Origin of the sequence: Paenibacillus cucumis (ex Kampfer et al. 2016) (genome assembly GCF_019748695.1) — a bacterium.
GTDB lineage: Bacteria > Bacillota > Bacilli > Paenibacillales > Paenibacillaceae > Paenibacillus > Paenibacillus polysaccharolyticus.
The window spans coordinates 70355-91532 of sequence record NZ_JACLIC010000039.1; the positions used below are offsets into that span (position 1 = coordinate 70355).

Annotated in this window: 25 protein-coding genes; 10 read left to right on the forward strand and 15 right to left on the reverse strand. The window is 42.8% G+C overall.

Annotation, left to right across the window (positions count from 1 at the left end):
• Positions 1-5 precede the first annotated feature (5 nt).
• Entirely contained in the window at positions 6-743 is a 738-nt protein-coding gene (locus H7T88_RS21880; protein WP_221790289.1) for a cyclase family protein, read from the reverse strand.
• A gap of 686 nt (positions 744-1429) precedes the next feature.
• On the opposite strand from H7T88_RS21880, the gene H7T88_RS21885 reads away from it, so the two are divergent.
• The 4 genes from H7T88_RS21885 (at position 1430) to H7T88_RS21900 (ending at position 2928) form a co-directional block, all read left to right on the forward strand.
• Positions 1430-1840 carry a sigma-70 family RNA polymerase sigma factor gene (locus H7T88_RS21885; protein ID WP_221790290.1) on the forward strand — a complete coding sequence of 137 codons (411 nt, stop codon included), beginning with the start codon at positions 1430-1432 and terminating at the stop codon, positions 1838-1840.
• The gene (locus tag H7T88_RS21890) at positions 1830-1982 is read left to right on the forward strand and encodes a YvrJ family protein (RefSeq protein ID WP_260511074.1); all 153 of its coding nucleotides are present in this window, start codon (positions 1830-1832) and stop codon (positions 1980-1982) included. The genes H7T88_RS21885 and H7T88_RS21890 overlap by 11 nt, the downstream gene beginning before the upstream one ends.
• A 4-nt stretch (positions 1983-1986) precedes the next feature.
• A complete protein-coding gene (locus H7T88_RS29195) occupies positions 1987-2175 on the forward strand; it encodes a helix-turn-helix domain-containing protein (RefSeq protein WP_074097102.1) in 189 nt (62 codons plus the stop codon).
• Positions 2176-2325: 150 nt separating this feature from the next.
• A complete protein-coding gene (locus H7T88_RS21900) occupies positions 2326-2928 on the forward strand; it encodes a lysozyme (RefSeq protein WP_221790292.1) in 603 nt (200 codons plus the stop codon).
• 53 nt (positions 2929-2981) lie between these two features.
• Here the strand turns inward: H7T88_RS21900 and H7T88_RS21905 are convergent, their stop codons facing one another.
• The 3 genes from H7T88_RS21905 to H7T88_RS21915 form a co-directional block, all read right to left on the reverse strand.
• Complete coding sequence (locus H7T88_RS21905) at positions 2982-3578, reverse strand: hypothetical protein (protein ID WP_221790293.1); 597 nt, start codon at positions 3576-3578, stop codon at positions 2982-2984.
• 205 nt (positions 3579-3783) lie between these two features.
• Positions 3784-4068, reverse strand: coding sequence for a hypothetical protein (locus H7T88_RS21910; RefSeq protein WP_221790426.1), 285 nt, complete (start codon positions 4066-4068; stop codon positions 3784-3786).
• 34 nt (positions 4069-4102) lie between these two features.
• Positions 4103-5029: an NADP-dependent oxidoreductase gene (locus H7T88_RS21915; protein WP_221790295.1), complete on the reverse strand. Its 927-nt coding sequence runs from the start codon at positions 5027-5029 to the stop codon at positions 4103-4105.
• A 220-nt stretch (positions 5030-5249) separates the two neighbouring features.
• Between H7T88_RS21915 and H7T88_RS21920 the strand changes: the two genes are divergently transcribed.
• Positions 5250-6116 carry a PhzF family protein gene (locus H7T88_RS21920; protein WP_312027648.1) on the forward strand — a complete coding sequence of 289 codons (867 nt, stop codon included), beginning with the start codon at positions 5250-5252 and terminating at the stop codon, positions 6114-6116.
• A gap of 64 nt (positions 6117-6180) precedes the next feature.
• On the opposite strand, the gene H7T88_RS21925 is transcribed toward H7T88_RS21920, so the two are convergent.
• The 5 genes from H7T88_RS21925 to H7T88_RS21945 all read right to left on the reverse strand — a co-directional run bounded on the left by H7T88_RS21925 (position 6181) and on the right by H7T88_RS21945 (position 10384).
• The gene (locus H7T88_RS21925) at positions 6181-7128 is read right to left on the reverse strand and encodes an alpha/beta hydrolase (RefSeq protein WP_221790298.1); all 948 of its coding nucleotides are present in this window, start codon (positions 7126-7128) and stop codon (positions 6181-6183) included.
• Between the two features lie 92 nt (positions 7129-7220).
• Positions 7221-7937: an expansin ExlX gene (gene exlX / locus H7T88_RS21930; RefSeq protein WP_221790300.1), complete on the reverse strand. Its 717-nt coding sequence runs from the start codon at positions 7935-7937 to the stop codon at positions 7221-7223.
• A 214-nt stretch (positions 7938-8151) separates the two neighbouring features.
• Complete coding sequence (locus H7T88_RS21935) at positions 8152-9357, reverse strand: cation:proton antiporter (protein WP_154887760.1); 1206 nt, start codon at positions 9355-9357, stop codon at positions 8152-8154.
• 3 nt (positions 9358-9360) lie between these two features.
• Entirely contained in the window at positions 9361-9867 is a 507-nt protein-coding gene (locus tag H7T88_RS21940; RefSeq protein ID WP_221790304.1) for a cation:proton antiporter regulatory subunit, read from the reverse strand.
• On the reverse strand, positions 9857-10384 hold the full coding sequence (locus tag H7T88_RS21945) for a GreA/GreB family elongation factor (protein WP_090915211.1): 528 nt from the start codon (positions 10382-10384) through the stop codon (positions 9857-9859). Before H7T88_RS21945 ends, H7T88_RS21940 begins: the two co-directional genes overlap by 11 nt.
• A 390-nt stretch (positions 10385-10774) precedes the next feature.
• On the opposite strand from H7T88_RS21945, the gene gdhA reads away from it, so the two are divergent.
• Positions 10775-12163 (forward strand): NADP-specific glutamate dehydrogenase, encoded by a 1389-nt coding sequence (gene gdhA, locus H7T88_RS21950; protein WP_418792660.1) that lies wholly within the window; start codon positions 10775-10777, stop codon positions 12161-12163.
• 115 nt (positions 12164-12278) lie between these two features.
• Here the strand turns inward: gdhA and H7T88_RS21955 are convergent, their stop codons facing one another.
• A complete protein-coding gene (locus tag H7T88_RS21955; protein WP_221790306.1) occupies positions 12279-12740 on the reverse strand; it encodes a GNAT family N-acetyltransferase in 462 nt (153 codons plus the stop codon).
• Positions 12741-13327: 587 nt separating this feature from the next.
• On the opposite strand from H7T88_RS21955, the gene H7T88_RS21960 reads away from it, so the two are divergent.
• The 4 genes from H7T88_RS21960 (at position 13328) to H7T88_RS21975 (ending at position 16216) form a co-directional block, all read left to right on the forward strand.
• Entirely contained in the window at positions 13328-14692 is a 1365-nt protein-coding gene (locus H7T88_RS21960) for an XRE family transcriptional regulator (RefSeq protein ID WP_221790308.1), read from the forward strand.
• Positions 14689-14850, forward strand: coding sequence for a hypothetical protein (locus H7T88_RS21965; RefSeq protein WP_221790310.1), 162 nt, complete (start codon positions 14689-14691; stop codon positions 14848-14850). Before H7T88_RS21960 ends, H7T88_RS21965 begins: the two co-directional genes overlap by 4 nt.
• Before the next feature lie 110 nt (positions 14851-14960).
• Positions 14961-15152, forward strand: coding sequence for an aspartyl-phosphate phosphatase Spo0E family protein (locus tag H7T88_RS29200; protein WP_221790311.1), 192 nt, complete (start codon positions 14961-14963; stop codon positions 15150-15152).
• A gap of 209 nt (positions 15153-15361) precedes the next feature.
• A complete protein-coding gene (locus tag H7T88_RS21975; RefSeq protein WP_154983426.1) occupies positions 15362-16216 on the forward strand; it encodes a pentapeptide repeat-containing protein in 855 nt (284 codons plus the stop codon).
• Between the two features lie 84 nt (positions 16217-16300).
• Here H7T88_RS21975 and H7T88_RS21980 read toward each other — a convergent pair whose 3' ends face one another.
• The 5 genes from H7T88_RS21980 to H7T88_RS22000 all read right to left on the reverse strand — a co-directional run bounded on the left by H7T88_RS21980 (position 16301) and on the right by H7T88_RS22000 (position 21068).
• Positions 16301-17278, reverse strand: coding sequence for a diaminopimelate dehydrogenase (locus tag H7T88_RS21980; RefSeq protein ID WP_090915217.1), 978 nt, complete (start codon positions 17276-17278; stop codon positions 16301-16303).
• 184 nt (positions 17279-17462) lie between these two features.
• Positions 17463-18038: a hypothetical protein gene (locus H7T88_RS21985; RefSeq protein ID WP_154983303.1), complete on the reverse strand. Its 576-nt coding sequence runs from the start codon at positions 18036-18038 to the stop codon at positions 17463-17465.
• 479 nt (positions 18039-18517) lie between these two features.
• On the reverse strand, positions 18518-19273 hold the full coding sequence (locus H7T88_RS21990; RefSeq protein WP_154983304.1) for an exodeoxyribonuclease III: 756 nt from the start codon (positions 19271-19273) through the stop codon (positions 18518-18520).
• Between the two features lie 127 nt (positions 19274-19400).
• Entirely contained in the window at positions 19401-19958 is a 558-nt protein-coding gene (locus H7T88_RS21995) for a GNAT family N-acetyltransferase (protein ID WP_221790313.1), read from the reverse strand.
• Positions 19959-20204: 246 nt separating this feature from the next.
• On the reverse strand, positions 20205-21068 hold the full coding sequence (locus H7T88_RS22000; RefSeq protein ID WP_154983306.1) for an NAD(P)-dependent oxidoreductase: 864 nt from the start codon (positions 21066-21068) through the stop codon (positions 20205-20207).
• Positions 21069-21178: the final 110 nt, after the last annotated feature.

Sequence of the window (21178 nt, forward strand, 5' to 3'; positions counted from 1 at the left end):
GAACTTTAAGGCAGAATAGCAAACGAGCGCACCGGGAATCCTGATGCTTTCTCCGCTTTCGGAACGATATTGAAGATGACGGCTCCTTTAGCGGGAACCTGATCCAGATTTGTTAACAATTCTACCTGATATGTGTCCTGTGCGAGCACATAATACTCCGCTAACAAGGCACCATTCTTCTGATAATCTACCGCGGCATCTGTATCAAACGTTTCGTGACCGATCGCTTGAATATTGCGTTCTTCGAACAGGAACGTCAGGGCCGCAACAGACCATCCGGGTGCATGGCTGTTCCCATCGGTATCCTTGTTGTCAAAGTCTTCATGATTCGGCCAGCGTTTACTCCAATCGGTTCGCAGAGCTACGAAACTGCCTGCTTCAATCTTGCCATGCTCCCGCTCGAATTCGAGGATATGCTCCACTTCCAAGGTGAAATCGGGATTGTTCTTCACTTCAACAGACTGATCGATTACAACGAGCGGTAACACTAGTTCTTTAAGTCCTAGTTCATCCAAGTAACGTGTATCACGAACAAAATGAATCGGTGCATCCAGATGGGTGCCGTACTGGCCCGGGAACTTGAAGCTTTGAGCGAAGAAACCTTGATCGTGGTTAAATAGGGTATCAAACTCCGCAGCATCAAAGGCAGAAAAATGCGGCGATGCCGGACCGAAGGTATGGGTCAGATCCACCCATTTCTTTTCTTTCAACAGCTGGATGGCTTGAATAAGTTCGTTGGTCATCCGTTTCACCTCATATACAGAATGGAATAAATTTCCCCCTATTATATATCAACGTTGCACATTGGTGAAGAAGCTGAGTTAATTTGTTAGTAGGTACATGCCTTGCCTATCCTAGGAAGCGAATTCTTTACATATTACCAAGGAACCCAACACTGGAATAATCTTTTGATAGTTTTTAATAGACATTGTTTCACCTCCAAAAATTAACATAGAGTTCAGCACTTATTCCGATAAAGAGATAGCGGCGGTGTCAATAAATGCCACATACATATTGCACGTTAGCATCCATTTTTCAGGTTGTTTCTCTGAAGACCTCGGAATAGCCGGTTCATTTCTGCTGTAAAAGTGACCTTCCATACTCTTCCCTCCAATACAAAAAGGCCGCTCACATGAGCGACCTTCTTATTTACGTTATTATAACGATTTAAAATAACTTGCTATAACTTCGTATTTAATTCACATTTTAAAGATGGTTTACCCACTATTATCGCAAACAACATCCACTTCACTGTTAGGAGGAGTTCTTGCATTTTTTGAGCATACGAAGCCAAGAACTTGTTAACACATATCAAACCCCTTTTTTATTTGGTAAATGTTATTTATTTTGGAAATTGGTTGTAAAAAATGATTCTCATTTCTCTTTATAGAGTAGGAATGATCTCTTTAAAAAGAACGGGGGGATTATATTGAAAACGGATAATGACTTGAATCGTCGTTTTATCACGTATATGGCCAATCTTATATACTACAACTCTATTAATTATGACAAAAAGAGACGAATGAAAGACAGCCGATTCCAGCTAACTTTAGATACCGATGAGAAGATAGATTCTGCCTTACTTGCAGTTTTTGACTCAGAATCTGTGCCACCAAATTTAAAAGATCACATTGCGGATCACTCGCTTTATCAAGCTTATGAATCCCTCTCAGCACAACAACAACAGATTTTATCTTTTGCTTACGTACTAGGACTAAATGACAAGGAAATAGCCAGAATATTGGGAGTATCCCAGCAAAATGTCTCGAAACACCGCTTAAAAGCTCTAACTAAATTGCGCAACTTAATAACGGAAGGGATGAATTATGATGGAGGGTGACATTGCTGCTATTATTGCTAATTTAGGCTTCCCGATTACAATTACTCTGTTTCTACTTATTCGATTTGAAAAAAAAATATCTGATCTAAGCGATGCTATTAATGGCTTAAAGAATGAAATACAAAAAAATGTAAAGAGGTGATTTTATGTTGGCCGAACTTTTAGTGCAAGCACAGCAGCACCATGATCAGGAGGCGACATTACATATTCTAGAATCTTTCACACCAAAGATTAAAGCCTCCTTACGACAAGTACCTAGCGATCATCGAGAGGATCTAAAACAGGAACTCTATGTCAAAATGATTGAGGTCATACAAACTTTTAATATTAGATAAAATTTGGAGAGTGGTTGTAAAAAAAGAAACTCATTTCTCTTTATATAGATGTGAAGGCCAATACGGCATTGCAGAAAACTTGGGAATGGTGTTCTGGCTATGATTCCTCCCTATTGTTCTTCTACCAAACTAATTCAAGGAGTGATTATTATGGCTAATCAATCTTTAGGTAGTGGCGGAGCTGACCTTATCAAATCGCATGAGGGTTTTTCCTTGAAATTCTATGGAGATCCATATGGGTATCCAACAGTTGGATGGGGACATTTGATAACAAAGACTAAAACATATACTAAAAATACAACGGGTAATCCAAATGATTCTCTTCTAACCCAAGCACAAGCGAATGCTCTATCAACTTCTTTGGGGCTAAATTACACTTCTCCAATTTCTCAGTCTCAGGCAAATACATTTTTCACCAATGATACCGCAAGTGCTGTAGCAGCAGTAAATAATTTGACACTTCCTACAGGCATGTATTTTTCACAATCCCAATTTGATGCGCTCGTTTCGCTTGTTTTTAATGGAGGCGCTGGGGTGTTAAACACCAATGATGTAAAAAAACTGCTTGAATATAACCAAGTATATCCATCATTTTATGGCCCGCTTTCAAACGATGAGATTGATCAATGTTCAAAATTGGTCAGCAAAGCATTTTCATATGATCGAAATTTACAAAGACGAAGAAATGAGGAAGCAACTTTATTTTGTAAAGGTCAGTGGTATACTCACAAATATCCTGTATATACACTATAGTTTAACCGTTTTACGATATAAACAAGAATGTCAGCCTTTAAAGCTGACATTCTTTATTTCTCCGAAATTTTTTTAAGCTCAAAAATAGTTGCCTCTGATAACAAGATAAGCCTCTCATTATTAACAACAAAAAAACTTAAACTTACAGGTATACTCATTTTTGTAGAGGGGTTACTTACATCTATTGCTTTTACTACATCATTTTCATTTAAGTCTGGAATATCTATTTTATATGATCTATAAAAGGAATCTTTATTATTGCATGTCGCTGTAATCTCATATACTGGGTTTCTTAGTTCAGTTTGATACTGACTGTAGTTTTTAATTCCTTTTGATGAAAATAAGTCTTTTTTGACAAGGATTTCATCCCCAATAAATTTTTGACCTGTTGGATATTCAGAGGCTTCATTATATGAATTTGCAAATCCTAAAAGCTTCTCAACTTTCCAAGTTCCATAGAAATAAATTTCAGTTTCACTATCCAAACTTGTACGCTCTACAGAACAGTAATCACTATTTTGCTGCGTTGTTACTTGTTTACTGGGAAACTCGCCCGAACCTTGCGTATCGGTTGCAGGCTTAACTGGTCCACCACATCCTGAGAGCAAGATGAAACTCAACACCATCAATACACCGAGTACTTTTTTCAATCCTAAAATCTCCTTTCGTCTACCTAGCAGAAATTATATCAGAGCAAATGAACCTAAAAATGACATAATATTAACATTATTTACGATTAAAGTTAATTTTATGTTTTATGACAGCAATGATTAAAATGCTCAAACAGTACGGATCGTTCATGATGCAGTAGCAATGAAACTTCGCCATTCACACTGTTTCTCAAATTTAGTTTCTTTATCTCGGCATAAGTAAACCTATTTCCCCTTCATCATTTCGTCCTCTTCCATAATCAATTGTTACAAAATCCAATGTACGATTGAATTTCAAACTATTAGCTGGTTCCTCTTCACTGAAAAATATTTGCTCCCCATGTTGCATTGATTCTGTGTAGAAAATATGGTTTGAAAAATACATATAACCAAACAAAAAAGACAAAAAGCCGCTCTCCTGTTTGGAGAACGGCGATTGAACTATAGGCTGAAGAACGTTAATTCCTCTGATATTTAAACCAACGTCCATCTTCGGCTCACTCGAACATCTCACCCATTCCAGACTAATCCGCAGTAATGACCAGTTTGCCCCGTGTATGGTGAGATTCACTTTTTTCGTGAGCATCACGTAAACCCTGCTCAGTGAGCGGATAGGTTTCATCAATAATCGACTTCAGTTTCCCGGAAGCCGCAAGTTCGGCCAACTGTTCCAGTTGATCTCCCTTCGGCTCCATCATGAACACGTTACCCGTCACGCCAGCTTCCTTCGCCAGTTGTTCATCCGGCTGTTGTACAAGAGATACGAGACGTCCTCCAGATTTTAACACCTTGAAGCTGTCTCGCTGGATGTCACCGCCCATCGTATCCAGGACAACATCGTAGTCTGAGAGGATCTGTGAGAAATCCTGTTCTTTATAATTAATGAAATGATCCACACCCAACGAGCGGAGCAGTTCTTCGTTTGCTGCACTCGCCGTGGAAGCCACTTCAGCGCCCAACGATTTGGCAATTTGAATGGCATATGTGCCTACTCCACCAGCACCGGCATGTATGAGCACCTTTTGTCCTTTGCCCAAACGACCATGATCAACAAGTGCCTGCCAAGCTGTCATCGCGGCAAGTGGAATCGCTGCTGCTTCCTCAAAGCTGAGTTGCTCAGGAATGCGGGCCACGATATCTGCATCTACAGCAACATATTCCGCATAGGTTCCGAATTGACGTGGGCGGGCGAATACCCGATCACCTTCTCTGAACCGCGTGACATTCGAACCTACTTCAGCCACAGTCCCTGCCACGTCACCGCCCAAAATCATCGGCAGCTGATCCGCTGCTTCTTTCATATAACCTTGTCTGATTTTGAAATCCACCGGATTGACCGACGTGGCATGCGTTCGGATAAGCACCTGATTGACTCCACAGGATGGCTTGGCTACTTCTTGTTCCTTCAATTGTTCCGCTCCACCAAATTCCTCAATAACAATTGCTTTCATTAAAAATCCCAGCCTTTCCGTTAGATTATCATTATGCTATCTCTCCCTTCATTACCCCTTCCCATTGGTCACTTGACCTATTCATTCAAAATTCATAACAATCCGGGATTCCTATACAGTTCAACAATCGTGATATAATGTCGATTATCGATTATGTTAAACCTTAGTCCATTACTTAATCTAAAAGTTGAAGAAGCGAGGTAACCATATGGAGGTTGAAGTGAATACATTACATGCGTTTTCGGACAAAGCTCTTGGTGGAAACCCCGCAGGGGTTGTTTTACAAGCAGCGCATTTGTCTGAATCCCAGATGCAGGAGGTTGCCAGACAAGTCGGATTTTCCGAGACTGCGTTTGTTATGCCATCGGATCAGGCTGATTTCAAAGTGCGTTTCTTCACTCCAAGTGACGAAGTTGATCTCTGCGGGCATGCCACGATTGCTTTATTTTATCTAATGAAGACACAGCATCTCGTTGATGTTGGTACATATACACTGGAGACACTAGCCGGAATTCTTAAAGTCGTTATTGAAGTCAATGGAGAAGTCTATCTGTCTCAGACGTTGCCGGAGTTTGGGGAGATTGTCGATCGACAGCAGATTGCCGATTCGTTACGTATTTCTACGGAAGAATTGCATTCTGAACTGCCTGTACAGATTGTGTCTACCGGACTACCAGATATCATGATAGCCGTTAAAGATATTGATGTTCTAACCAAAATTGATCCTGACTTCCAGCGTATCACAGAAATAAGCAGGGCTCATCATGCCATCGGTTATCACGTGTTTACACTCGAATCAAATGTTATGGACGTTCTGACAGTATGTCGTAATTTTGCACCACTGTATGATATACCGGAAGAGAGCGCAACGGGCACATCCAATGGCGCCATGCTCTGTTATTTGTATCTTTACAACCAGCTTACAGCTCCTCTTCATCACACGTACACAATTAGACAGGGGTACACTATGAACTGTCCCTCCGAGATCCGAGCCAGATTAACTTTGGACAGCTTCAATAAAATTACTCAGATCCAGGTTGGCGGTAGCGCAATTCATATCAAAAACATTATCATTCACCTCCCTTAAAGGGAGGTGTTATCCGTAATAAGGATAGTGAACTATGTATTTCATGCAATATCATATCCTTCATTTATTGAATCTGTTGTAGAAATCGTAGAACCGCTTCTTCCAATTGCCTCAGACCCGGTTGCTCTACCGGAAAATGACCTGCTCCCTCCAAAATGACACACTCCTTCTCCACGGTCAGACGATCAAAAAAGGGTTGACTGAAGTGTAAGGGAGTCATCGGGTCTATCTCAGGATGAACCAGCAAAACCGGGCACTGACTGAATTGATCCGGGCTCACTTCTGGTGTTTTATTCAGGAAAGTTCTTAATAATTCCAAAGGAACAGACGTAGCCGCCGCCTGTGGATCATTCATAATGAGACGGGTCAGGTCCTTGTTGTTCGTAATCAGATCCATTCGAGAAACCCGTTTAACCGAGATTCGTGCAGCATCTAATACACCAGGGAAAAGATCCATCATACGTTTACCTACACGACTGACGAACTGATTCGGAGCAATCTGATCCCGCATATGTGGATCACTCGTATCTACAAATGTTGTTGCGATTAATCCCTTCACATGTTTGTTCCTTACACTGGCATGATAAGCCAACATGCCTCCAATGCTGCTGCCCAACACAACGAAAGGCTTTCCGTCTTTCTTGTATTCCATCTCCATAAGGGCATCTAGCAGTGTAATCCATAACTCATAGTTCATCCGCGTGCCGTGCATTGCGTAGCTTAGACCGTACGGCGGCAGATCAGGTGATATCACCTCGTATCCATGTTGCTGTAGCATTCGTGCATAGGGGGCGAGTAACCTGCCATTCCCCCCGGCACCATGAATAAACAGTATTTTGATAGGGGATTCTGGCACGGGTAAACGATCAATATGAAGATGGATTCCGTGGCTTTCCCACCACTCCTCCTCAGGGAAGGTGTTTTCATCCAATCTTACTTCTTCAGGAAAAAATGACTGATACTGCTTCCAATATAAATGTGTTGTTCTATAAGAAGGCAAGCTTTTTCGCATATGTACGCTCCTTTTTCTACATCAAAAAAGCCGTACGATGTACGACTTAAAGACTCATCCATGATCATACTTATTTTGATGCCACATTTCATTTAATCCGGGAACTGCACGTTACCCGGTACGATATATGCGCCGCCTGATCCATCGTTTGGCAGAGCGGGAATGGAATCATACACCACTTTACCACGAATATCGGTGATCCGAATACTTAATTCTTCCTTACCTAATCCCGTGCCAAGGAAATGGTTATAATCCTGTTTTTCGAGATTAAGCCATGAACCGTCCTTCTGCTTCACTTCAAACTTCAGCACAGGATATTTATGATGACGAACTTGAATGGCTGCCCACCACTGACTGCTACCTTCCTTGATGCGATAAGATACGTTCCCTTCAATCGGCGCTTTGACTACCTTCCAGCTGATATTGATCTTCCCTGCTTTGGGATCTCCAATCTGATTGAACGCATTCGGTGAGAGATCCAGAGCACCACTGGCTCCTTCCGGATATAAATCGGTTACATATACCACGGTTTTCCCTTTAGGCCCCTGTACTTCCAGATAGGCTCCAGCTAAAGCAGCTTTGACACCATTATAATTAAGCTGGTATGGATTGAGCGCGGTAATCTTCATGTCTGCTGGAATCGGATCCAGCAATACAGCACCGCCCGAGTATCCCGAGCCCGTGTATGTTGCATACCCTTGATATGTATCATTCCAAGCAGCAGATGCAGGTAAAGCAAACAAAACAAGACCGAGCAGTATACCTGTGGCAGACCTTCTGAAACGCTGGAATCTACTTTTCTTGCTCATTGTGTTATTCCCTCCCTATCATTTTGACTGTGATTCTAAAATATAACTCTTCATTGTCACAGACAACGAATAACATTATTTTACATAATTTTTAAAATATTTAAATATATTTTCGAAAAATCACATCTAAAGTCCTGCTTTATATCGCATAAAAAAGCGCCGCACTTGGGAGAACATTCATTCTCCAGCAACGTGCGACGCGCTTCTCTAACCCTTATCCAGTTTCCTTGCGTTTCTCCCGATTTCGGAATCGTTCATACCTCGCATAGAGGCGAGGAGATTCTTTCGTCAGAATAGGCCCAAGGACAGCCAGAATCAACACGTATAACACAGCGAAGGATTGAATGGATGCCATCAGACCTCCAGCCTTGCCGATGTTCGCCATGATGATCGAGAACTCGCCCCGAGATACCAGGGTAAAGCCCACATTTAACGAGGCCTTGTTCGATACTCCAGCCATTTTTCCTGCAATCATACCTGCACCGAAGTTACTCAGAATCGTCAGAACGACGGCAATCAGTGTCATCCCTACAGCTCCACCGAGGGAGGATGGCTCAATGGTCAGGCCAAAGCTGAAGAAAAACAGGGCACCAAAAAAGTCTTTGAACGGCATAATCTGCTGCTCAATTCGGCTAACATGTCTGGATTCCCCAAGCACAAGGCCGATCATCAACGCACCGATAGCCTCAGCCACATGTAAGGTTTCCGAGAATCCTGCTACGAGGAAGAGCAATGTCATAATCGTAAGCAGGAATAACTCCGAGGACTTAATGTTCAATGCTTTATCGATATATTTAATACTCTTCCTGCCAATAATCAGGAATAGTACAATAAACAGCAAAGCCGATAGAGATACCAGCAGGACACTTCCGAATGAAGTAGCTCCGCTAAGCACAAGTCCAGTCAGAATGGAAATATGAATGGCAATAAACAAGTCATCAAACATAATCATGCCCATAATAATTTCTGTCTCTGGATTCGCGGTACGTTTCAAATCCACGAGCACTTTGGCAACGATAGCCGTCGATGAACTCGTCATGATCCCGCATACGACCATCGTTTCCTGTAGTGGCAGATTCATGAACCAGCCCAGTAGCAAACCTGAGACAAAATTGAGAGCCACATAGAATATGCCACCGGTGAGGATGGCTTTCCCTGATTTTAATAACCGTGAGACCGAAAATTCCAATCCCAGATAAAACAATAAAAATAAAATACCCAGCCTGCCCATAAATTCAATAAAAGACGAGCTTTCGATAAATCGTAAATCCACAATGCCAAACTGTGGTGCATGCGGTCCAACGGCCATACCGACCAGAATGTAAAATGGAATAACCGAAAATCGTAGTCGTGCAGATATTAATCCCGTAAGTGTAATCAGCGCAATGGCAACCCCCACTTCAAATATGAGCATATCCATACGCTACATCCGCCCATCGGTCAACCATTGTTTGAGCTGCTTAAGCTGGTCACGTTCACCAGCAACAACAATTGTCGCCCCACTGGTGAACACATACTCTGGCCCGGGGTTGAATTGTTTCTGTTTCTCTTTGTCAACAGCCGCCAGGATCGCCACACCGGTAACCTGACGGATGTTCATCTCTCCAATCGTCTTCCCGATGCACACCGCATGGGGTTCGATGCGTAGCCACTCAATCAGCAACCCTTCCAGCATAACTTCCCGTTCGTTCTGGAACTGAGGTTTATACGTCATGCCACCGACTATAGCAGCTACGGCTCTTGCCTCATCATCGTCAAGGGTTACAAGAGAGACCATATCTCCGAGATCTTCCGCTTGATCTCCAGATTCCATATGGAATAAATCACGTCGCTCATCATTATGAACCACGATGACAAGATGCTCCCCGCTGCGAGTATGCAGCCAGTATTTACGTCCAATGCCTGGCAGATCCGTTTCTTTAAAGTGCATGATTTGCACCTCCCTGAGTCAAGCCTTGCAGCGGATTTGGTTTCGCCTCATCAGCCTGCTCAAGCTCCTGCACCAGCTCTGAGCTTTGTTCAAAAGCCCATTGAATGTCTGCTATACGTATTTTCATGTCACCCGAAGGGGTAGAGATGGCTCTCATTTCGCCTTTGTTCCCCAGAAGCAGTTGACGTCCCACAGGAGAAAGGAATGAAATCTGTCCTTCGTCCGGGTCTGCTTCCTCTGGCATAACAATCGTTAACTTATCCGATGTATGAAAATCAACATATTCCAGTTCAATCTGACTACCAATCAGCACAACGGAACTTAACAGCTCATCCGGACCAGCAAGTAATCGCTCTACTCGGTCTGTATAGGCTGTTAATTGTTTATCCAGCAGTATACGCTCAGGATTACGCACGTCAAAATAAGCGTCAAGAAAAGTTCTTTTCTCTTCGCCCAAGGTCAACAGCTGACTCACCAGCATTTCTCTGCAATTGTCAAGTGGAGTCCTACGGTTCATAGTAGATCTCACCTCCTATACATGCCTTGTTCTCCACGTTGATTCGCTTGTTGTTACCCATCATCATCCTGTTGTCCTCCTTCTTATAATAAAAGAGCCCGAATTACGAGCTCTTCTTACCATCTTACCAAAATGAAATTATTAATCCAATCAATTCCGCTAACTTGGGTTTTAATTCTATACTTTGGGTATATTATCCAACATTTCACGATATTCTTTACATTTAATGATAGATCTATAGAACATTTTAATTGCCTCATAAAAAACATTTTATGGATTTTTGTCTCGTATTTTTATTTCCTTTCCTGTATATTTAACTACAAACTTTTATTCAAATTGTACAAATAGGTATCTACAGACTTTAACACGATAAAGGAGTGCATTGAAAAAGTGTCCACGATTACTAAAGAAAGTTCAACGTCATCTCAAGTTACTACTGCCGCAGCATATGTTCATTCCGTCTATGAATCAGTTATCGCAAGAAACCCGAACGAGAATGAATTCCATCAGGCTGTTAAGGAAATCCTGGATTCACTGATCCCCGTCATCGAAGCACATCCCAAATACAGAAACCACAGTCTGCTAGAGCAACTTGTTGAGCCGGAACGGGTTATCACGTTCCGTGTGCCTTGGGTCGATGATCAAGGTAAAGTTCAGGTGAATCGCGGTTTCCGTGTACAATTCAACAGCGCGATTGGCCCCTACAAAGGCGGACTTCGTTTCCACCCATCGGTATACTCGGGCATCATCAAATTTTTGGGCTTTGAGCAAATTTTCAAAAATGCACTGACTGGCCTGCCAATCGGCGGCGGTAAAGGCGGTTCTGACTTTGATCCAAAAGGAAAATCGGATCAGGAAATCATGCGTTTCACGCAAAGTTTCATGACAGAGCTGTACAAATACATCGGTCCGGACGCTGACGTACCTGCGGGTGATATTGGTGTAGGCGCTCGGGAGATCGGTTACATGTTTGGTCAGTACAAACGAATTCGTGGCGGACATGAAGCAGGTGTACTGACAGGCAAAGGTCTGTTGTACGGTGGAAGTCTCGCACGTAAAGAAGCAACGGGTTATGGCTGCGTATACTTCGTTAATGAAATGCTTGCATCCAAAGGGCTTAGCTTCAAGGACAGCACCGTTGTTGTCTCCGGTTCCGGCAATGTATCCATCTATGCTATCGAGAAGGCGCAGGAGCTTGGTGCTCGCGTTGTAGCATGCAGCGACTCCGGCGGTTACATACATGATCCGCAAGGCATTAACCTGGATACGGTAAAACGTCTGAAAGAGGTTGAGCGTCTGCGGATCAGCGAATACGTCAAAGAACACCCGCATGCGACGTATACCGAAGGCTTCGAGGGCATCTGGTCTATCCCTTGTGATATCGCTCTGCCGTGTGCAACACAGAACGAAATCGACGAGCAAGCGGCAAACCTTCTGGTTCAAGGCGGTGTCAAAGCCATTGGTGAAGGAGCGAATATGCCGTCCACTCTGGCTGCCATTGATGTATTCCTTGGTGCTAACGTGCTGTTTGGCCCTGCAAAAGCTGCGAACGCCGGCGGTGTAGCCGTGTCCGCTCTTGAAATGTCACAGAACAGCATGCGGTTGTCCTGGACATTTGAAGAAGTCGATGCCAAACTGCATGACATTATGAAAAATATTTATAAAAGCTGCGTAGAAGCAGCTGAAGAATACGGCTGCGAAGGCAACTTGCTTGCTGGAGCAAACATTGCTGGTTTCCTCAAAGTAGCCGATTCGATGATTGCCCAAGGCGTCGTGTAATTCTTTTTTTACCGCATTCTTAAATGATTCATACAAAAAGAAGCCTTACCTTCTCATGCAATGGTCGCCTAGCGGCCTTGTAGAGAAGAGGCTTCTTTTTTATCGTGCAATATACTCAACTATTAGAGGTCCCGATCCCTTGATAATCTCTAGACATGAACACATCTACTTCATCTTCATGATCCACCGTAAATCCGAATCGTTCGTATAAACGCTTCGCCGGACTTCCTTGCAACACGTTTAACGTCACACGTCTGCCCTTGACTGATTCCTGTTCGAGCAACATGTTAAGCACCTTTGTGCCTAGTTTCCTGCCCTGATAGTCTGGATCAATGTAGAAGTGCTCTAGCAAAAACTCTCCATCTCCCGGTTTTAATGACACACATCCAATTAAAGTATCTTCCAGCTCCAACACTTGTGTATGTTCCGGCTGGAACGTATTGCGGAAGCGCTCCCTCACCCGAATCTCATCATAGCGCCCTAAACGCGTCAAATCATCATAGAGCACCAGTGCCCGTAAATTAGCCAGCTGCTCCTGATCTTCCTGGGTAGCTTGACGTATCTTGAATTCATCCATGTTCTGCTACCTCCATTCGTGGTAAGTCCATATTTTCTCTTGCTCTAATACTGTTTTCTAAGATGAGCACAAAACTATTCTATATACTGAAGGCTCTGAGCATCAAATAATCTTAATGAGTTCGCTTTAAAAAATCATGAGCCAGTACTCCATCAATTTTTATGCCCAATCAATCCAGCATAATAACTATTCGAAAGTTTTTGCAAGCATGAATACGCCTGGGAATTATATTATATTATCTTACTGAATAATAATGTAGAAATAGATTTGCCAAGAAGAAATCGTAAATTGTTGAATTCGCTTATCAATTGAATAATAGCGATAAGACAAATTTTCTAGGAGTGGGATCGAATTCAAATTCAGAAGAGGATAATCATAATCAGGGGTCGGTTACATAAGCGAATTCCTATTATTTATTCTTTAGCTAGTTGGAAACTTCTTAGAGAAGAAAACAAATTCTGCAATATTGAAGAAAACAAAGAATTTTGCAGGAACCATTGACCAATGGTAGAATAATCCATATGATTACCTATAAAGAGTAAAAGTTATAAATAATGGTTTTTTTATAGATGGAGGTGGAATCTTCCTTGAAAATTGAAAAGCAACAAACTATCCGTTCTCTGTTGTTAAACTACATAGATAATAATCAGTTACTTATATATCATTTTGCTGAGAATTCTGGTATAAATTCTGGAACTCTTAGTCGCTTCATCAACGGTTCTCAGCCAGTTCCGATTAATGCACTTGATAAAATGACATTAACGATGGGTTTAAAAGATGGTACTTTCTATGATTTATATGCTGATGAGCTGCTACTCGACCCATCAACAGATTGGAGAAGAATACGGCCATTTCTGATTAGGTGCTCGCAATTAAACAAGTTATCTTGCATTGAAAAAGTTGTTGATTTTATGCTGGAGAAGTCTTACTATATTTCTTCTTTATTTGATTTTGCCGAATCTCTTTATGAAGAAGGTAATATCTCTGCTTCACTCATCATTTATAGAAGAGTCTCTGAAGAAGAACGGTACCAACATGCAGAACGATTGGCCATATGCCAGTATAGGATTTTCAAGGCATCTTTAGGTGATGATCAGCAATTCAACTACGAACTTGCTCTTGTATTTGAACCGTTTGTTACAAGGTTGAGTGAAATAGAGCAACTTGATGCCCTGAAAGATTTAGCTAACTTGTATGTATCCTTACAGAAGTGGAAGAAGGCAAAGCAACTGAGCTCTGAAATGGGCAGGATAGCTAGAGTCCTATACGATCTAAAACATAAACGGAAAGGGAATGAACTCAATCGAACAGAACCAAGAAAAGCTTTATTCGGATATATTCTATATGCCCATGTAATATTAGGGACAGTTGCTGAAGAGGATGAGAACTACGAGGAAGCATTCTTCCATTTAGATAAATTTGAGGACCACAGTTGGATCGTTGAAACTGATGAAGAGGCTGAACAAACGAAAAAACAATTTTTAATTTGGGCAAGTGCTAACCGAATGCTTTACAGAGTGATGACAGGGGAAACTTGCCTTATCGATGATTATATCAATTCCTTAGCAAATAATGATAATGAACTACTTATAGGACTATTCAAGGTTGTTAAGGCAGCACTAAAATATTCTTATAACATAGACCACATCATAGATCGTTATCAAGACGTGATTCAAAATCAGATCAATTCTCAAAAAAAGGTAGGATCATACACTTCCCAAGTTATTAACGATGGATTCGTTATCCTCCTGGCTGATTTAGCCGAATATTATAAAAATTCTAATAGACCTAGTTTTGGTATACTCTATGTGTTAGATAGTTTGGCAATCTCTGCTAAGATAAATAATGATCGTTACTTGATCAGATGCTTTTGTTTGTTCGAAGGAATGAGGCAATTAGCCACAGATGATGATCTAGATAGATTCAAAGCAATTTTGAGGGAGGTAGAATGAGGTACATGAAGAAGTTGACTGTCATTTCTTTTGTTGTAGCTTTAGCCATTTTAGTATGTACACCATTTAATCAGGTATCGGCCGATAACAATGATCCTAAACCACCAACAGATGTAACCACTGTTAAAGCGAATGGACATGGTGCTGGCGGCTGGTAAAAAAAAATTATAATCTTCAGAACCTCCTGATTGGAGGTTTTTTATTTTGAGTTTTTGTATATCTACTAAATTAGTAAATTTAAATAGAAGTGGTTAGGATTAGTATAGAGGTGATTGATTTGTCAAGTAACTCTATCAAAGAGCAATTGGAACACGAACGATCCGTTTTGTATGAACTAGTTAGTTCTTACGGGATAGGCCATCCATTGGTGATCAAACAATCTGAATTATTAGATGAATTAATAAATAAACACAGTAAGACACAAATTCCTACATATACAAAAGTGAAGATGAATAAGTAGCATGGTATCAAGCACCACGAAATTTTATAGTGTAGTTGTTCAATGTTGCATACAACTTTCTGATCGATAAGTCTACTAAGTTTCTTACCCTGCATAGATCTTATTATTCAATTGAAGTGACTTCCTTCCAATGGTAAAGTGAACATGACATGATCTATCGGTACATTTGAATTTAAAATCAACTTTTTCTTGATGATAAGGAAGTGTGTATGTTGTCTAACCATTCTTTAAACCACATTGAACATCCTCATCTGCAAGCAGACTGCGAGCAGTGTTACGGATTATGTTGCGTGGCCTTGCCTTATGGCAAATCCTCTGACTTTGCTTTTGACAAGTCCAGCGGTACACCTTGTCCCAATCTGCGGGAGGACTACCGATGTGGTATCCACACCCAGCTCCGACAGAAGGGCTTCAAAGGTTGCACCGTGTATGACTGTTTTGGTGCAGGTCAGAAGCTATCACAAGTGACGTATGCGGACAGAAGCTGGCGTACCCATCCCGAAACGGCACGTGAAATGTATGATTGCCTGCCTGTACTACGTCAAATTCATGAGCTGATCAGTTATATGAGAGAGGTTATGATGCGGCCCGATACGTCTTCGCTGCATGCCTCACTGGAAAAAGCCTATCCTGATGTAGCGCGTCTGAGTGATCTCGAACCGGCAGCTCTGCTACAGTTGGACATCACGAGCCATCGAGCAAATGTGAATACCCTGCTGATTCAGGCTAGTGAGATCGTACGTAGCAGTGCTCCAGCAACAACAAAAGCAAAAGGAAAACCCAAAGGCAAGAAACGCAGTGGAATGGATTTTCTGGGGGCTAACTTGCAAGGAACAGACCTGAGAGGTACAAGCTTCCGGGGCGCGCTTATGATTGCGGCGAACCTGCGTAACGCCGATGTACGAAACGCCGATTGGATTGGTGCAGACTTGCGGGATACAGATCTTGGGGGAGCCGATCTACGCGGCGGAATTTTCCTGACACAGTCTCAGCTGAACGCTGCTATGGGAAGTGCGGATACCTTGCTACCTGACCATTTGAGTAAACCCTCCCATTGGCGCTAAAAAACGCGCACAATGAAAAATAGCTAGTCCTTCCACCGAAGGACTAGCTATTTTTCTAAGACTATTTTACCGAACTAACTAAGATTACAGCAGATCACGACGGAGATCCGCAGCGGATTTTGGAGAAAGGTGACCCAGCGGGATATCAAATACCGTCTTCGCGCCTTTGTGTCCTTCCTTGCTCAAACGCTGCGCCGCACGTGCATATGCCACAAGTACACTTGCGGTGAACTCTGGATTGCTGTCGAGCTTCAGACCAAATTCGATAATTTGTTTTTGTCCGTTACCTGTAATTCCACTGCGAATAACGAAGCCACCATGTGGCATACCTGCATGCTCGGATTTCAATTCTTCTTCACTGATGAAGGTAACTGTCGTATCGTAGTCCGAGAAATAGTTAGGCATATTCACAATTGTTTCACGAATCTCATCCTGGTTCGCACCCTCTTCTGCTACCACATAACACTGACGCAGATGTTTCTCACGTGTGGACAATTCTGGTGTTTCACCTGAACGAATGCGGTCAATCACTTCTTCTACAGGAACCGTATACTGCACGCCCGCTTTCACGCCAGGTACACGACGAATAGCATCGGAGTGACCCTGACTAACCCCTTTGCCCCAGAATGTATACTCTTTCCCTTCCGGCAGAATAGATTGCGCGAGAAGACGATTCATCGAGAACAAGCCTGGGTCCCAGCCTGTTGAGATCACGCTTACATGTCCACCTTGCTCAGCCGCCGCATTCACAGCTTCAAAGAACTCAGGAATCTTTGCGTGGGTATCAAAGCTATCTACCGTATTAAACAGCTTAGCGATTACAGGTGTCTGCTCCGGCAAATCCGTCGCAGAACCACCGCACAAGATCATGACATCGATTTTGCCTATGTACTGCTCAGCCGCAGAGATATGCTCAAAGCGAACTTCTGTACCTTCAGCCACCATTTGCTCTGGATTACGACGTGTAAATACAGCAACCAGCTCTAGATCATCATTCTGGGTAATTGCTTTCTCGACACCTTTACCCAAGTTACCGTAACCTACGATACCAACTTTAATCATGTTTAATCCTCTCCCTGTCTGAATCTTTTGTCTATAAGTCTATCTAAGGATATAACATAACATGTAACTTGTCAGGTTTCCAGATGTAAATCAAAAATACCTTGCAGAGGGACAGCTTTAACGCTGTACCACCACAAGGTGTGGGTAAATAAACAAGTTCATGTATAAAGATTCTATTTTGATTTTACGACTCAGACCAGGTTAACGTGAGTTCAACGACACCTTCCTGACTCGCCAGTGCTCCACCGATCATAGACCATTCCTGCTTCGTATCCGGATCAGTCCCTTGAATAACAATATTTTTTTCATCAATCAGCTGTCCGGAGTCTGTCAGTTTCTTCTCTGTAAAATAATCCTTGTACAGCTTCGATACCGTCTTCATGTCCTGTTCCGTAGTAAAAATCATCATTGCCGATTTCTTCCCTTCATTCTCTCCGGAAGTCGCTGTCGTAATCTTGGCATCGTCCGGTAACGGGAAATCTTTAGGCAAGTATTCCGGCATGCCTTCCGCCGCACTACTTTCACCTTTACTTGCAGATGATTCCGAAGTTGCCGGCGTGGATGCGGCTCCTTTATCTGTATCTGTCGCTGCTTCGCTTGTATTTTCTGTAGCAGCTGGCTCAGCGGTTCCAGATGTTGCTTCACTATTTACCTTCTCAGATTCACCTTTGGGCTCGTCAGCAGCACTGCTGCACGCACTTAAAGCCACCATCATAGCCAGCGCAGCGCAGGCCAGCAAAACTTTTTTCTTTTTCACCATTAAAAATCACTCCTTCTGGTTGTTTTATGTTGTCATTCTCCAAATCACATTCTTACATCTGAAGTATGCTTCTGTATGCTGATTGCCCATCCCTCCTTCGTTTAGTCGAACTCCCATTGTCTGCTGAATAACGTGTACGCATCTACGGTATGTCAATCCAGATGACTGACAACGATAACACCGTCAAAGATATCAGACAGCTTATTGCAAGGATCGATAGGAATCGGGTGATGACTTTGAACTTTTTCATACAACCCTCCTCCTTCTGTATCATTGAACAATTCAATTTATAATATATGTATGATTCAATCGTACCCAAGAAATGGCGGGATTGAAACAATCCGGAGTCCAGTCCTTTCCCCAACCAAAGTCCAGTTCCTCTCCCCTACCTCTGAGGCGCAGGATAACGTAAAAAACCGCCTGCATCCCTTTATCGGGATACAAACGGTTGTCAGGTTCTGTTTGCTAAGTGTGTGTTCTCACAGTTTCAGCTTAACGCCTACCGGGCAATGATCACTGCCCATGACATGACAGTCGATATAGGCTTCGGCTACACTTGGTGCAAGCTGATTGGACACAAGAAAATAATCAATGCGCCAGCCCACGTTCCGCTCTCTGACCTTAGGCATATACGACCACCAGCTGTACACATTGGTTTGATCTGGATGCAGATGACGGAAACTGTCCACATATCCTGATGCAAGCAGGTCAGTCATCTTGCCGCGCTCCTCATCCGTAAATCCAGAGTTGCCCATGTTTGGCTTCGGGTTCTTCAAGTCAATCTCTTGATGAGCCACGTTCAGATCCCCACAGATGATTACAGGTTTCGTCTGCTCCAGTTGCAGGACATAGGACCGGAAGCGGTCTTCCCACTCCAGACGGTAAGGCAGCCGGGTCAGATCACGTTTGGCATTGGGAGTATAGACATTAATCAGATAAAAGGCATCATACTCCAGCGTAATCATCCGGCCTTCCGGCTCGCTGTCCTCTTCCATACCGTAATACACAGACAAGGGCTTGATGCGGCTGAATACAGCCGTGCCGGAGTATCCTTTTTTGATCGCATAATTCCAGTACTGATAGACGTCTTCGCCCAGATCCATCTCGATCTGTCCAGCCTGTAATTTCGTCTCCTGAAGGCAGAAAATATCGGCCTCGCTTTGTTGATAATAATCCATAAATCCTTTATTCACACACGCTCGAAGTCCATTCACATTCCAGGACACCAGCTTCATATTCTCATCCCCTCACATCTCTCCAATATAACATGAGCCTGATTCACGGGACAAGACATCACATTATGGTGACAAGGACTGAGATGGGAGTTGAGTATGTGATGGACATGGAAATGGAAGACAGGGGCTAGTTGTCACTCTGTAGCTTCGAGAAAACAGCGAGATCAACGTATCTGCCCTTCTCAAATTCATGCTGCCGTAACAGACCTTCCTGCTGGAACCCCAGCTTATGCAGTAGAAGAATGGACGCCTCATTTCCCGGGTCCACCTTCGCTTCAATTTTGTTCAATTGCATCTGGTTGAATCCAAATTCCAGCACAGCTCGAGCAACCTCAGTCATCACCCCTTTGCCCCAGCACGATGAAAGCAGATCATAACCAATCTCTGCGCGATGATGTTGCTCTTCATACTCCAGATATCCGCACGTTCCAATGACTTGATGAGACTGCTTATCTTCGATCATCCAGCGTAATCCCGTCTGTTGATTGAAAATCTTCTTATACCAGCTCATCTCATCCAGCGCATCCTGTTCGGATTCGAAGGGTGTGAAGGGCATATATTCGACGACAGTCTCATCTGAGTACAGTGCCAGCAGATCCCCACTGTCACTGTCTGTTGCTGCACGGAGCACAAATCGCTCTGTTTCTATTTGCGGAAACGTGTCAAATGTAAATAATGTATTCATACGTAATCTCCTTTACATGCAAAATCTCTTCCATTTATGTATGTTATAGTCCCTGTGTTATTTTACTACGTCAACTAGATCTAACCAAGTCATATAATAGAATGATCACCATGGGTTAAGAGGAGTAAAAAAGACCACCCCCTGGCTAATCGGGAATGGTCGCGAGTAATTTATAACTAATTTTAGATATTCGATTGAATAGATCGGCGCATTCATTCTTCAAGATAAATGCCCTCTATTGAATTGTTAACGCATCGTTTTCACAAGTGATGCTATATCTTGCTCGCCATAACCAGCTTCTATAGCTTTATGAAACATGTTTTGCAAGAACAACGGAAACTCGTTATTCATACTCTTCTCACTTGCCTGTTCCATGAGCAGACCAACCGTTACCATGGACATTTGAAGAGAACTTTGTGGATTTTCGTATTTGGAATGTTGAATGACCTCACCTTCGTATTGAAGAATGGAGCCAATCATAGGCGAGACTCCAGCAATCATAGAACCAAAATCATCAATACGCAAACCATCAGACTCCAGGATTCGTGATGCGTGGAAGAATCCAAGATATGACCCAAACAGATAAGACAGGAATGCCAGGTCAATTGAAGCAGCTGCACTAACCTGTTCTCCGTAATAAGGAACATGACCTGCTAGTGCACCGAGAACCGGCTTTACTTGATTAAAAGCTTCCATCGATCCAGAAGTGAAGATGGTTGCATGAGAGCCACCGATCTGGGTTGGGGCAGCCGCTATTGCTCCATCTATATATGCAGCACCATGGGTGTTTGCCCAGATTTCCTGCTTTTGGGCCTGTTCAGGGCTTCCTGTAGTAAGTTGGATGAGCACTCGTCCCGGCAAGGCCGCATGTACGTCTTCTACATCCAGTACTTCATACGAAGTCTTGTAATCAGACACACAGATAATCGATATTTGACTAGCACGAATCGCTTCAGCTGCCGTAGAAGTGAGTACCGCTCCTTTTTTAACGATGGAATCTGCCCTTGTCGCTGTACGATTCCATACAGTCACATGATATCCCTTTTCCAGTAATGTTTGAGCTATAGCTCCCCCCATCGCTCCTAAACCAATAACCGTTACTTCATTCATTATTATTCCTCCCAAAGTTTCTACATCACGAATCGAAGGCAACTCGTCTTGACTTCGAAATTAAGCATAATAGATAATAGTGACAAGTACTGGCATGATTATAAATTAAT